This is a genomic window from Halobacillus salinus (assembly GCF_004684905.1).
Lineage (GTDB): Bacteria > Bacillota > Bacilli > Bacillales > Halobacillaceae > Halobacillus > Halobacillus salinus.
The window spans coordinates 775,573-788,496 of record NZ_SRJC01000001.1; the positions used below are offsets into that span (position 1 = coordinate 775,573).

The following is a 12,924-nucleotide window of genomic DNA, read 5'->3' on the forward strand; positions in this document are numbered from 1 at the left end:
GATCTATGCGCTGTCCAAATTGTGAGAGTAAGAACCTCGGTAAAATCGGAACCTATCAGTTTTACTGCTGGAATTGTTGCCTTGAGCTCTGGGTGGAAGATGGAAAAGTCAATATCCATCAAATCGAAGAAGATGGTAGTTTGAGTTCTTTGAACGACATTTTTTATCAGCAAGGGTAGAGGAGTATGAGTGACCAGACTTCAAAATGGGTCAAACGATGGATCATCGGTTTTATCATCCTACTATCCTTGCTGTTACTAGCTTGGTTGTTTCCTTATTATGATCATGTATTAGTGATGATAGGTAGAATCCTCTTGCCCTTTGTGATTGCACTTGTGCTTTCCTTACTGTTACATCCACTTGTTCATTTGATGAACGAAGCGGGGATCAATAAGTCGTTGGCGATTCTACTCATCTTTACTGCTTTTTTCACTTTGGTAGGTTTCGGTATCTATCGTGGCTATCCACACTTAATCACCCAATTGAAGCTGCTTAGTGAACAAGCACCACAATTAACAGAGACATATCAGGACTGGACAAAGCATTTCTATGCTCAAACCGAAAGGCTTCCTGACGGCATACATGAGAAAGTGGATGGGAGTCTTTCTAGTTTTGAAGAGTGGGTAAGTATGAAAGTGATGGCCATACTAGTAGGGATGCGTAATCTTCTAGATATGATTATATTACTAGCCGTCATACCGGTTATGACGTTCTATTTTTTAAAAGATCATAAAAAAATTGGTCACTGGTTACTTCAATGGCTCCCTGCCAATTGGCACCAGGAGGCACACCGGTTAACGAAGCAGCTTAATTTCTCACTGGGTGGTTATATTCGGGGACAGCTTTTAATCAGTTTAGTCGTTGGCTTATTAGCGACGCTTGGGTTTTGGCTGATTGACCTCCCTTATCCACTCGTGCTTGGTATTTTAGCAGGGGTGACAAACATCATCCCATATTTCGGTCCGCTGCTCGGTGCTGTACCAGCCCTGATTGTTGCGTTTACGGTTTCTGTGAAAGTTGTGGTGTTCACTTTGGTGGTCATTCTGATCATTCAAGTGGCAGAAGGAAATTTACTTTCGCCTTATATAATGGGGAAAAGTGTCCATATCCACCCTTTATTCATCATCTTCGCCCTTTTGGCAGGGGGAGAACTTGCTGGCATTCCAGGCTTGATTCTGGCGGTCCCTGTTCTGACTTGTCTAAAAGTCATCGTAGCAGAAGTGAGAGAGGGACACATAAACATTGACAGATAAACATCGTTTAACTATAATAGCGCATATCGACACTATATGAGCGAATCAATACGTTGAAGGAAATAAGTACGTAATACTCCATCCTAGAGAGGCGCCTTCTCAGGCTGTAAAAGGTGCTATGGTAAGGTTACGGAAAGCTATTCCTGAGTGCGGGTAATCTCCGCCGGTTAACGCCCGTTATACGCGTACTGAGATGATAGGCAGTAGCCTATAACCAGGGTGGTACCGCGGAGTAAACTCCCGTCCCTGCCAATTGTGCAGGGACGGGAGTTTTTTCGTTTGTATAGAACAGTTTTAGAAGTGATCTTACTACATAGGACAAGGTCCTTGACCATTTAAGGAGGTAGAGAAGTTTGAAATCACTAACATCAGCAGACGTGCGTCAACTCTTTTTAGACTTTTTCAAAGAGAAAGGACACAGTGTGGAACCAAGTGCTTCGTTAGTTCCTCACGAGGATCCAACCCTTCTTTGGATTAACAGTGGAGTTGCCACTCTTAAAAAATATTTTGACGGTCGTGTCACTCCAGAAAACCCGAGAATCGTGAATGCTCAAAAATCGATTCGTACCAACGATATCGAAAATGTAGGCTTCACAGCAAGACACCATACATTCTTCGAAATGCTTGGTAACTTCTCTATTGGAGACTACTTCAAAGAGGAAGCGATTGAATGGGGATGGGAGTTTCTCACTAGTGAGAAATGGATCGGTTTTGATCCAGAGAAACTTTCCGTAACTGTCCACCCACAGGATGACGAAGCTTATGAAATCTGGCGTGATAAAGTCGGGTTGGATGAAGAGCGAATCATCCGCATCGAAGAGAACTTCTGGGATATCGGCGAAGGTCCAAGTGGCCCGAACACAGAAATCTTCTATGATCGCGGGGAGGAGTTCGGGAATGACCCACAAGATCCTGAATTGTACCCTGGTGGAGAAAATGAACGTTATTTGGAGATTTGGAACCTTGTATTCTCCCAGTTCAACCATAACCCGGATGATACGTACACACCACTTCCGAAGAAAAACATTGATACAGGCATGGGACTTGAACGAATCGTTTGTGTCATTCAAGGAACAAAGACAAACTTCGAAACAGATCTGTTCATGCCAATCATTGAAAAGGCCGAACAAATATCCGGGCGTAAATATGGAAACAGCACCGATGAAGACTCTGCTTTCAAGGTAATTGCCGACCATATGCGTACGGTAACATTTGCAGTCAGTGATGGCGCTCTTCCATCTAACGAAGGCCGCGGTTATGTGCTTCGCCGCCTGTTGCGTCGTGCGGTGCGTTTTGCGAAACAGATCGGAATCGATCAACCGTTTATGTACAAACTAGTTCCAGAAGTATCGAAGATCATGGTGGACTTCTATCCGGAAGTCAAAGAGAAAGAAGCGTTTATCCAAAACGTAATCAAAACCGAAGAAGAGCGTTTCCACGAAACGTTGAATGACGGTCTAGCTATTCTTTCGTCCATTATGAAACAGGAAACGGAAAAAGGCAGCAACGTATTCCCAGGAACAGAAGTTTTCCGTTTGTATGATACGTATGGATTTCCGAAAGAGCTCACAGAAGAGTATATTGCTGATGCCGGCTTTACCATTGATGAAGAAGGCTTCCGTTTAGAAATGGAGAAACAACGCGAACGTGCACGTAATGCCCGTCAAAAGACAGATTCCATGCAGATCCAAGACGGTGTATTAGGAGACGTTCACGTAGAAAGTGAGTTCGTTGGATACGATAACCTCCAGGCGACAAGTACTATTGTCGAACTTATTAAAGGCAAAGACTTCAGCGAACAGGCAGAAGAAGGAGACACGGTTTACCTCTTCTTAGATCAAACACCTTTCTATGCAGAAAGCGGTGGACAGATTGCGGACAAAGGATTTTTGCACGCGGATGCTGCTAAGCTGGAAGTGACGAATGTACAAAAAGCACCAAATGGCCAGCACATGCACGAAGCGGTTGTACGTGAGGGTTCTATTGCAAAAGGGGATCAGGTCAAGGCACAAGTTGACGCAGGGTCTCGTTCCTTCATTGTGAAGAACCACACGGCGACTCACTTGCTTCACCAAGCACTGAAAGACGTACTCGGTGATCATGTGAATCAAGCAGGCTCTTTCGTTGCTCCTGATCGTCTAAGGTTCGACTTCTCCCACTTTGGATCTGTTTCCAACGAAGAAATGGAGAAAATCGAATCTATCGTGAATGAGAAGGTGTGGCAGTCCATCCCAGTATCAATCGAGTACAACTCCATCGAAGAAGCGAAAGAAAAAGGTGCGATGGCTTTGTTCGGAGAAAAATACGGGGATACGGTCCGCGTTGTACAAGTAGGAGATTACAGCCTTGAGCTTTGTGGTGGTTGTCACGTGCACAACACAGCGGAGATCGGATTGTTCAAGATTGTATCTGAATCTGGAATCGGAGCTGGTACACGCCGAATCGAGGCAGTTACCGCTAAGGATGCCTACTTGTATATGAATCAGAAAGAATCCTTACTGAAACAGGCAGGGGAACTTCTGAAGACGAAGCCAGAGCAGGTACCAGAACGAATTGAAGTGCTTCATAAAGAGATGAAAGACTTGCAGCGTGATAACGACTCCTTAAGTCAGAAACTATCGAACATGGAAGCTTCCAACATCTTGGATGAGTTCGAAGAAGTGAACGGAGTACAAGTACTTGCCAAGCAAGTAGACGTCAAGGATGCGAATGCACTTAGAACGATGATCGACGACTTGAAGCAGAAAGTCGGTTCTGGAATCATTCTGCTTGCGACACCAAACGGAAATAAAGTACAGTTAATTGCAGGAGTATCAGAAGACTTAGTCGAAAAAGGTTATCATGCCGGTCAATTAATCAAAGAAGCAGCTACCAGGTGCGGCGGAGGCGGCGGAGGTCGTCCCGACATGGCACAAGCAGGCGGTAAAGATGCTTCTAAGATTCCAGAAGCACTGGAGTACGCGAAAGAATACGTCAGTCAAAACGCATAGTTTTCGCTGACCCTCTAACAGGTATATAATATAGTAAAGACCACTAAGTGCGAGGTGATTGAAATGAGTTCGATGGACAGAACGATGAGATTCAATTTCTCAGAAGAGCCGTTTGATCAGGATGTACGCTCTGTATTACTATCTGTACACGGGGCCCTTCAAGAAAAAGGGTACAACCCCATCAACCAGATCGTAGGATATTTGTTATCAGGTGATCCTGCTTATATCCCGAGACATCAAGACGCAAGAAATCTCATTCGCAAGATTGAACGAGATGAACTGATCGAAGAGTTGGTCAAATTTTATCTAGAAAAGAATAAAGAGGGCATGGAATGAAGAAAATAGGCTTAGATGTGGGTGAAAAGACCATTGGCGTCGCAATTTCAGACGCCCTTGGTTGGACTGCCCAGGGTTTGACGACAATCAAGTGGGATGAGAACGACTATTCCACAGCGAAAGAAGAGCTTAAGACGATCATAGACGAACATATGATTACAGAAGCGGTTGTCGGCTTTCCTAAAAACATGAACGGAACGATCGGACCAAGGGGAGAGGCGAGCCAAACGTTCGCCTCTTGGCTTGAGAAGAACTTTAACATAACCTCCCATCTCTGGGATGAACGGTTGACTACGATGGCAGCAGAACGAGTTTTAATCGATGCCGATGTCAGTCGTAAGAAGCGTAAGAAAGTCATCGATAAGATGGCAGCGGTTATGATTTTACAAAGTTATCTTGATTCAAAACAATAATAAGAAGGAGGCCACAACACGATGGCATTAGAAAAAGAAGAGCGTATCATTATCCCGGATGAAAACGGAGAAGAGCATTTATTTGAGGTCCTATTTACGTTCGACGTTGAACAGACGAAGCAGTCTTACATCGCCGTCGTACCGGCCGACCAGAAGGACGGAGACGAAGTAGAAGTATTCGCTTTCCGTTATGAAGAGAAAGGCAACGAAGAAGACGACTTGGCACTTTTCCAGATCGAATCGGAAGAAGAATGGGAAATGGTCGAGGAAATGCTGAACACACTGACAGACGAAGATTTAGCATAATAGAAATGGAGAGGAGCCGATGTCGGTTTCTCTCCTTTTTTATTGGGCTATCCTTTCTATTAATAATCCCTTCTAAAATGAATTCTCTGGATACCTTTATCATAATAATCGACAAAAGTATGGTTGTTTTTTGTACATTTGTAGAAAATTAAGGGTACTTGTAGAAAGATTCTGGTACTTTATAGTATAATGTACCGGATGGAAGGGGGAAGACCGTTGTCTGATTCAAAATTTAAAGATAAATATAAAAATCGCTTAAAACAACGAACGGAAGAGGCGAGTACAGTTCGAAAGATTGTCGCAACCATTCTAACTACGATTATCGTTGTACTTGTTGTAGGTGGCGTCTCAGGCTACCTTTATGTCAAATCTGCACTTGAACCCGTTGATGCCGATGATAACAGTCAGCAGAATGTAGAGATCCCACTTGGTTCCTCTACCTCTCAGATCGCTTCAATACTAGAAGAGAATGATATCATTAAAAATGACCTGATCTTCAGGTTTTATACGAAGTTCAATAACGAAACCGGCTTCCAGGCGGGAGACTATCAGTTCACTCAGTCCATGAAGTTAGGTGAGATTATCGAGACGTTGAAGACCGGTCGATTGGTGAAAGAACCTGTCTTTAATATCACGGTTCCAGAAGGTCAGTCCTTGGATCAAGTGGCAGAGATTTATGCGGAGGAACTGGATTTCTCTAAGAAAGAGTTCATGGATAAGGTCAATGATGAGAAATATATAAAAGAATTGATGTCTGAGCATTCCGCATTGCTCACAGATGAGATAATGAAGGAAGGTATCCGATATCCACTGGAAGGGTATCTGTTCCCGGCTACGTATCCTTTCTACGTGGATGACCCGAGTATCGATCAAGTGGTGACGAAGATGCTGCGCAAGACAGAATCTGTTGTGCTACCGTACAAAAATGATCTCGACGCGCTTAACCTATCGATCCATGACGGTATTACCATGGCATCCCTCGTAGAGAATGAAGCACGTACCGAAGAGAACAGAAAGAAAATAGCGGGGGTATTCTTCAATCGTCTAGATGAGAAAATGCCACTGCAGACCGACCCTACGGTCTTATACGCACTAGGCGAGCATAAAGACCGCGTTTTATATGAAGACTTGGAAGTGGACTCACCGTACAACACATACAAATACCCAGACCTTCCAGTCGGACCTATTTCCAATTTCGGTGCAAACTCCATGAAAGCCGCCGCAAACCCAGCTGATGTGCCTTTCCTCTACTTCTTAGCAGATTCGGATGGAAACATCTATTACGCTGAGACATTAAAGGAACACAACAAGCTTAAGAAAGAACATATTACAGGTAGTTAATCTTTTTAGAAGGAATGCTCGCATTCCTTCTTTTTTATGTGTTAAAATAATAGGGTTGTAAAAATGAAACGTGTGAAGGGATGTTCGTCGATGGAGCAAGAAGCGTATTTAGAATCATTGCTGCCGAAGACTTCGGATCATATTAAGAATATCGAAGAGTATGCGGAAAGAGAGAATGTGCCGATTATGGAACCGCTTGGTATACACTTTCTCATGCAGACGATTCGTCTTCATAAGCCTGAGAAGGTATTAGAGATAGGAGCAGCCATTGGCTACTCTGCACTTCGAATGCTCGAAGCAGCACCTGATAGTCAGATTGTCACGCTTGAAAGAGACGAAGGCAGATATAAAGAAGCTGTTCGCAATATCGAGGCAGCTAAAGCAAGTGACCGTATCGATGTCTTGTTTGGAGATGCACTCGAACTGAAAGACAAAGTAGCGGAGAAAGCACCGTATGACCTGCTGTTCATCGATGCAGCGAAAGGGAAGTACGAGGAGTTCTTTCATTTATATACGCCGCTACTGTCTGAACGAGGAATCATCATTTCTGACAATGTGTTGTTCAAAGGATACGTGGCTGATGACTCCGAGGCATCGAAGCGGATGGCGAAAATCGCTAAGAAGATCAGGCATTTTAATGAGTGGCTGACAAGTCATCCTGATTATCACACAACGATTATACCTATAGGTGATGGAGTAGCCATCACGACCAAAAAATAAAGAGAATAGAGCGGATGAAAGGAGAAACCACCATGATGAAGGACAAGCCTGTAGTAATCGGGGTTGCTGGCGGAACAGGATCAGGGAAGACGAGTGTAACCCGTTCCATCATTCAGCGCTTCGCCGATAAGTCCATCCTGATGATTGAACAAGATTACTATTACAAAGATCAGTCCGATCTACCTTTTGAAGAAAGATTGCAAACGAACTATGACCATCCATTAGCTTTTGATAATGACTTGCTGATTGAACATTTGCAGCAGCTCATCGATCAAGAGGCGGTCGAAAAACCTGTCTATGATTATAAGATGCACACGCGCTCTGATGAAACCATCCACGTTGAGCCAAAAGAAGTCATTATAGTCGAAGGGATTTTGGTCTTAGAAGACGAGCGTTTACGCGACCTAATGGACATTAAAGTGTTCGTCGACACGGATGCTGACGTTCGTATCATCCGCCGTATGATGCGTGATATTAATGAGCGAGGACGTACATTGGACTCTGTAATCGAACAATATATTAATGTCGTACGCCCAATGCACTTGCAATTCGTAGAGCCGACCAAACGCTATTCAGATATTATCATCCCTGAAGGCGGTCAAAACCACGTTGCAATTGACCTTATGGCAACGAAAATTCAGACGGTTCTCCAAGAAAAAGGGCATTTGGAAAACGAATAAAATAGTTGAAATACTACCAAAAATCTGGCATAGTACACAATAGTAGTTCTAAATAGGTATGTCTCCGGGTAAAGTATAGACAACAATTGAGCGTACAAACGTACCGCTCATTTCCTATATTTGGGGAACATCTTGATGATGTACAAAAGGAGTGTATGAGAACGATGGCAGAAGAAAAAAGCTATTACATGACTGAAGAAGGTAAAGAGAAGTTAGAACAAGAACTTCACCACTTAAAAACAGAGCGACGTAAAGAAGTAGTAGAGCGTATTAAAATTGCTAGAGGTTTCGGGGATCTTTCCGAGAACTCTGAATATGATGCTGCAAAGGACGAGCAGGCTTTCGTAGAAGCACGCATCACGCAAGTCGAGAATATGATTCGTAACGCTGTCATTATTGAAAATGATGGAGAGAATCCGGATACAGTAACAATGGGTAAATCCGTTACGTTCCAAGAACTTCCTGATGGAGATGAAGAGACATATACAATCGTCGGAAGTGCAGAAGCAGACCCATTCGAAGGTAAAATCTCAAACGATTCTCCAATGGCTCAAAGCCTCATCGGGCATAGCGTAGGAGATCGCGTCTCTGTTACCACACCTGGTGGGGACATTGATGTTAAGATCATTACAGTAGAATAGTCTTTAGAAGAGCTCAGATGCTTATTCTGGGCTCTTTTTAGTATTATAGGTGGAATTGATTCAACGAAAGCTATTGCCTGGGAAATGAGTCTTAGACACGGAATTAGGTATTGGTCTTAAAGGTTGGATGAGGTATAATGAACATCGAGTTCAAAGGAGGAGACCTTTCATGAAAAATCAAAACTCACGGTCTAACCGTTTTGAGAAGAAAAGAAAAAGTACAAAGTTAATTACATTGGTTTTGAGCGTAGCAAGTGTTTTGGTTATCAGTGTCATTGCCATGTTGATCTTCGGAGGAAATGGTGAGAATACAACAGCGAAAGAGGCTGGCGCTCAAAAAGAAATTAAGCTAAAAGAAGACGAAAATACATCGTCAGATGACGAGTCTAGTGGTACATCGGAAAGTACAGAAGAAACCGAATCCACTAGTGATGAAGATAAGGAAACTGTAACAGATGAGGAAGAGCAAGAAGAGAAAAAAGAAGATAAGTCTTCTGAAGAAGAGTTGACTGTTGAAGAAAAAAGTGACGATGAAAATGTCAAGCGGATCATTAAGAAGGACTGGGAACCTGTTGAGACGAAGCAGGAGATCGAAGGCGATCACCGCGTAGTCTATGATAAAGGGAGCCAGGATTGGGCTGAGATGCTACAAGCGATCAGACAAGTAACAGGCTTAACAGAATCCAATATGATCACTAATTATATCGGTAATGGCGGATCACCGAATAAAGCCGTCGCTACGGTATATAACCGCGATAATCAGAATGAGATCTATCGAGTGTATTTAGAATGGTTGGATGGTACAGGCTATCAAGTTCAGAAAATGGAAGAGTTGAACCAACTGCCTGATTAATAGCGCGTTGAAGTAGAAAGGACGAAGGACATGACAATTGGAATTATCGGAGCAATGGATGAAGAAGTAGAACTTTTAAAACAGACGATGAAGAATACGAAAGAGCAAGAGGTTGCAGGCAGCCTGTTTATCGAAGGCCAGCTGCATGGAAAAGATGTCGTGTTGCTGAAGTCAGGAATCGGAAAAGTGAACGCAGCAATGTCTACAACTATTCTTCATGAACGATTCGACATCGAAGCCGTAATTAACACAGGTTCAGCTGGTGGCTTTGCGAAGGATTTGGAAGTCGGGGATGTAGTCATTTCGACACTTGTTACACATCATGACGTAGATGTTACCGCCTTCCAATATGAGTACGGACAAGTCCCTGGTATGCCTGCCATGTATGCAGCGGATGAAACTTTAATTAAACAGGCAATGAAAGCGGTGGAGAATACCGATGCGAAAGCAGCCCGTGGGATCATCGCTACAGGAGATTCTTTCATGCAGGATGAGACACGTGTTGATTTTGTTCGTGGGAAATTCCCTGAGATGATTGCTGCAGAGATGGAAGCCGCCGCAATTGCGCAAGTATGTCATAAATACGGAACGCCATTCGTTGTCATCCGCGCATTATCGGATATTGCTGGCAAAGAATCATCCGTTTCGTTTGATCAGTTTTTGCCGAAAGCTGCAGAAAATGCCGCAACGATGATAATGACAATGGTGAAGGATATCAAGTAAAAAATTACCACCATCCTGCGTTAATCATTATGTTAGAATGATAGTTATAGCAGGAGGTGACGCATCCATGAGGTCAAACGAATGGATGGAGAAGAAAATCTCAGACTATAAACGGTTCATTGTTACACTACTCATTCTATCTAGTTATTTATATATCGGTACATTGATCAGTATTTACGAATATCAAACAAATTTTCATTACTACCTATATGCAATACTCTCACTAACACTTCCCTCAGCCATTGTGATGATAGCTAAGACAAAACGATGGCAACGCAAGCTTATGGGAAATAAGTGACGAGAAGCTGGCCACTCCATTTCATGGGGTGGCTTTTTATGATCCATTTTGACCTTGCTTACTTTGTTTATAAAATTCATGAAAAATTTTCATCAGTGCTCTCTTCTCAATTCTAGATACATAACTTCTACTGATGCCGAGTTCTTTTGCAATTTCACGCTGAGTTTTTTCCTCCGTTTGATTCAGGCCATAACGGAAGATAATGACTTCTTTCTCTCTTTCATCTAACACGGTAATGAAGTCTTTGATCTTTTCTAATTCCATATGAAGCTGAATTTCTTCTACGATATCTTGGACGTCAGCTTGTAGAATATCCAACAAGTTTAACTCATTACCTTCTTTATCATGACCGATAGGGTCTTGGAGCGAGACGTCTTTGTTGGTTTTCTTCGTAGATCGTAAATGCATCAAAATTTCATTTTCGATACAACGCGCTGCATATGTTGCAAGCTTTGTTCCTTTTCCGGTGGAGTAGCTTTCGATTCCTTTAATGAGTCCAATTGTTCCAATCGATATGAGATCCTCGAAGTCTTCCTTTGTATTTTCGAACTTCTTAACTATGTGAGCAACCAAACGTAAATTATGTTCAATTAACGTATTTCTTGCTTCCTGACTTCCTTCAGCCATCAACTTCAACTGCTTAGCTTCTTCTTCTGGTGACAAGGGGCTTGGGAACGCCTGGTTCTTGACGTAAGACATGAAGAACAGGGATTCTTTAAAGAAATATAAAATGGAAGCTAACAAGCTGCTCATACGAAGCGCACCTCCTCATAGATTAGGCAATAGCCTATCACATACATATGTGCAGAGAACGGGCGCTGTGCTTGACCATCTAGAAATAAGCTTGTACGAATTTGAAGTCCAAGAATCCGCTTTCTTTACTTATAAGAATAGCAACATTCACTGAAGAAGGACTGCTCGTATAGGTGACTTCAACACCTTTTCCATAAGAAGCATGAACTTCTTCGACTCACTTTTTAGGTTTTTGTGAAAAGAGAAGGGAGGACCGTCTGAAGTAAGGATCTTTTCTCACAAACCTTCATATAGTGGATTGGAAAATAGGGAGATCTCTCAAGACGTTAGCTCGAACAGGCTCGGCATCCGCAATAGAATGCGACTTATTTTCCAACTGGTGCACATTTTGAGAAACAGAACCGGTACATATACATTATTTACAGACTGAAAAAAGCATCCCCTGAAGAGGGGATGCTTTTAAGTATGACTTTCATTTTGTTTTTGTTCTTCTTTCAAAACTTCTTCATAATCGTCTTTAATGCTTTGGTCCCATAATGGAACGCCACTTCTGTGAGCTGCCCGAGAAATCATATGTCCAGATACAGGAGCAGTCAACAGAACAAAGAAGATACTGAGCAGTAATTTTCCACTTATGATGTCGTGCTCAATGAATAGAAACAAGAAAGCACCAATCATGACGCCCGCAACACCCAGTGTTGAAGCTTTTGTGGCAGCGTGAAGACGCGTATAGACATCAGGAAATCGTAATATGCCTAGTGAACCAGACACGATGAAAAAAGTACCGATCAGAAGTGAAAGACAGATGGTAATATCAATTACGAAATTAATCCATGTCCCGCTCAATGATAACACCCTTTTCTAAGAATTTCGCCAACGCTACCGTTCCGATAAATAGTAAAATTCCTATGAGTAGGATTACATCATTAAATTTGGTTGTGACAAGCAGGATGGCGATTAATCCCGCTAAAGCCATTAAGTTGATACCGATGATATCTAGAGCAACGGCTCTGTCAGGGTTACTTGGCCCTTTAATGGCACGGTAAAGGAGAATGATCAAAGAGATCGAAACCCCGGTGATACAGATCAAGGTTGTATATTCGATGAGCGACTGAGTGACATCAAGCATATGTTCCATTATCGCGTCACCTCCATAATCGCTTTCTCAAATGTGTCTTTAATGTCTGCAATGGATTGTTCTACGTCTGGTATATCCATAGCATGAATGTAGATCTTCGTATGATCATCACTTACTGCAATCGATAGCGTTCCAGGCGTTAGTGTAATAAGGTTCGCGAGTAACGTGATTTCGAAGTTACTCCGAAGATCGATCGGCAGGGTGAAGATGCCGGGTTGAATATCTAGTTTTGGTTTATAAACCAGTTTTACAATGTCGATGTTCGAGAGGACTAGTTCCCGCACAAATAACAGGATAAGTTTGATGAACTTCCATACTCTTTTCATGTAGAAAGAATCTGGAATGAAACGTTGTAGAATAAACAATAGCCCAATTCCAAGCAAGTAACCTACAAAGAAGGTGGAGAACTCGTAGCTCTCACTCAGGAACATCCACATGATGGCAATAATGATATTGATAACAATTTGTAATGGCATCTG

The 12,924-nt window shown here is 42.6% G+C and carries 17 protein-coding genes and 1 other annotated feature; of the genes, 13 read left to right on the plus strand and 4 right to left on the minus strand.

What is annotated here, in order from left to right; genetic code table 11:
* The first annotated feature begins 5 nt into the window (after positions 1-5).
* The 13 genes from E4663_RS19940 to E4663_RS04255 all read left to right on the plus strand — a co-directional run bounded on the left by E4663_RS19940 (position 6) and on the right by E4663_RS04255 (position 10,554).
* Complete coding sequence (locus tag E4663_RS19940; RefSeq protein ID WP_168927328.1) at positions 6-179, plus strand: hypothetical protein; 174 nt, start codon at positions 6-8, stop codon at positions 177-179.
* Positions 180-185: 6 nt separating this feature from the next.
* Positions 186-1,253: an AI-2E family transporter gene (locus E4663_RS04200; protein WP_079479572.1), complete on the plus strand. Its 1,068-nt coding sequence runs from the start codon at positions 186-188 to the stop codon at positions 1,251-1,253.
* Between the two features lie 44 nt (positions 1,254-1,297).
* Positions 1,298-1,504 (plus strand) — a binding site (T-box leader).
* A 102-nt stretch (positions 1,505-1,606) separates the two neighbouring features.
* Entirely contained in the window at positions 1,607-4,243 is a 2,637-nt protein-coding gene (gene alaS / locus E4663_RS04205) for an alanine--tRNA ligase (protein WP_135326771.1), read from the plus strand.
* A gap of 63 nt (positions 4,244-4,306) precedes the next feature.
* Complete coding sequence (locus tag E4663_RS04210) at positions 4,307-4,579, plus strand: IreB family regulatory phosphoprotein (protein ID WP_079479574.1); 273 nt, start codon at positions 4,307-4,309, stop codon at positions 4,577-4,579.
* On the plus strand, positions 4,576-4,992 hold the full coding sequence (gene ruvX / locus E4663_RS04215) for a Holliday junction resolvase RuvX (protein WP_079479575.1): 417 nt from the start codon (positions 4,576-4,578) through the stop codon (positions 4,990-4,992). The genes E4663_RS04210 and ruvX overlap by 4 nt, the downstream gene beginning before the upstream one ends.
* A 21-nt stretch (positions 4,993-5,013) precedes the next feature.
* Positions 5,014-5,298, plus strand: a complete 285-nt coding sequence (locus E4663_RS04220; RefSeq protein WP_079479576.1) for a DUF1292 domain-containing protein — start codon at positions 5,014-5,016, stop codon at positions 5,296-5,298.
* Positions 5,299-5,514: 216 nt separating this feature from the next.
* Positions 5,515-6,639, plus strand: coding sequence for an endolytic transglycosylase MltG (gene mltG, locus E4663_RS04225; RefSeq protein ID WP_193554835.1), 1,125 nt, complete (start codon positions 5,515-5,517; stop codon positions 6,637-6,639).
* 63 nt (positions 6,640-6,702) lie between these two features.
* A complete protein-coding gene (locus E4663_RS04230; RefSeq protein WP_241657102.1) occupies positions 6,703-7,359 on the plus strand; it encodes an O-methyltransferase in 657 nt (218 codons plus the stop codon).
* A gap of 35 nt (positions 7,360-7,394) precedes the next feature.
* Positions 7,395-8,039, plus strand: a complete 645-nt coding sequence (udk, locus tag E4663_RS04235; RefSeq protein WP_135327562.1) for a uridine kinase — start codon at positions 7,395-7,397, stop codon at positions 8,037-8,039.
* A 164-nt stretch (positions 8,040-8,203) separates the two neighbouring features.
* Positions 8,204-8,680 (plus strand): transcription elongation factor GreA, encoded by a 477-nt coding sequence (greA, locus tag E4663_RS04240; protein WP_079479580.1) that lies wholly within the window; start codon positions 8,204-8,206, stop codon positions 8,678-8,680.
* A 169-nt stretch (positions 8,681-8,849) separates the two neighbouring features.
* The gene (locus tag E4663_RS04245; RefSeq protein WP_158290417.1) at positions 8,850-9,533 is read left to right on the plus strand and encodes a YrrS family protein; all 684 of its coding nucleotides are present in this window, start codon (positions 8,850-8,852) and stop codon (positions 9,531-9,533) included.
* A gap of 30 nt (positions 9,534-9,563) precedes the next feature.
* A complete protein-coding gene (mtnN, locus tag E4663_RS04250) occupies positions 9,564-10,256 on the plus strand; it encodes a 5'-methylthioadenosine/S-adenosylhomocysteine nucleosidase (protein ID WP_135326775.1) in 693 nt (230 codons plus the stop codon).
* A gap of 67 nt (positions 10,257-10,323) precedes the next feature.
* On the plus strand, positions 10,324-10,554 hold the full coding sequence (locus tag E4663_RS04255) for a YrhC family protein (RefSeq protein WP_135326776.1): 231 nt from the start codon (positions 10,324-10,326) through the stop codon (positions 10,552-10,554).
* A gap of 36 nt (positions 10,555-10,590) precedes the next feature.
* Here E4663_RS04255 and sigK read toward each other — a convergent pair whose 3' ends face one another.
* The 4 genes from sigK to E4663_RS04275 all read right to left on the minus strand — a co-directional run bounded on the left by sigK (position 10,591) and on the right by E4663_RS04275 (position 12,921).
* Complete coding sequence (gene sigK, locus E4663_RS04260) at positions 10,591-11,307, minus strand: RNA polymerase sporulation sigma factor SigK (protein WP_079479584.1); 717 nt, start codon at positions 11,305-11,307, stop codon at positions 10,591-10,593.
* Positions 11,308-11,766: 459 nt separating this feature from the next.
* The gene (gene mnhG, locus E4663_RS04265; RefSeq protein ID WP_079479585.1) at positions 11,767-12,153 is read right to left on the minus strand and encodes a monovalent cation/H(+) antiporter subunit G; all 387 of its coding nucleotides are present in this window, start codon (positions 12,151-12,153) and stop codon (positions 11,767-11,769) included.
* Entirely contained in the window at positions 12,134-12,445 is a 312-nt protein-coding gene (locus tag E4663_RS04270) for a Na(+)/H(+) antiporter subunit F1 (RefSeq protein WP_079479586.1), read from the minus strand. The genes mnhG and E4663_RS04270 overlap by 20 nt, the downstream gene beginning before the upstream one ends.
* Complete coding sequence (locus E4663_RS04275; RefSeq protein ID WP_135326777.1) at positions 12,445-12,921, minus strand: Na+/H+ antiporter subunit E; 477 nt, start codon at positions 12,919-12,921, stop codon at positions 12,445-12,447. Before E4663_RS04275 ends, E4663_RS04270 begins: the two co-directional genes overlap by 1 nt.
* Positions 12,922-12,924: the final 3 nt, after the last annotated feature.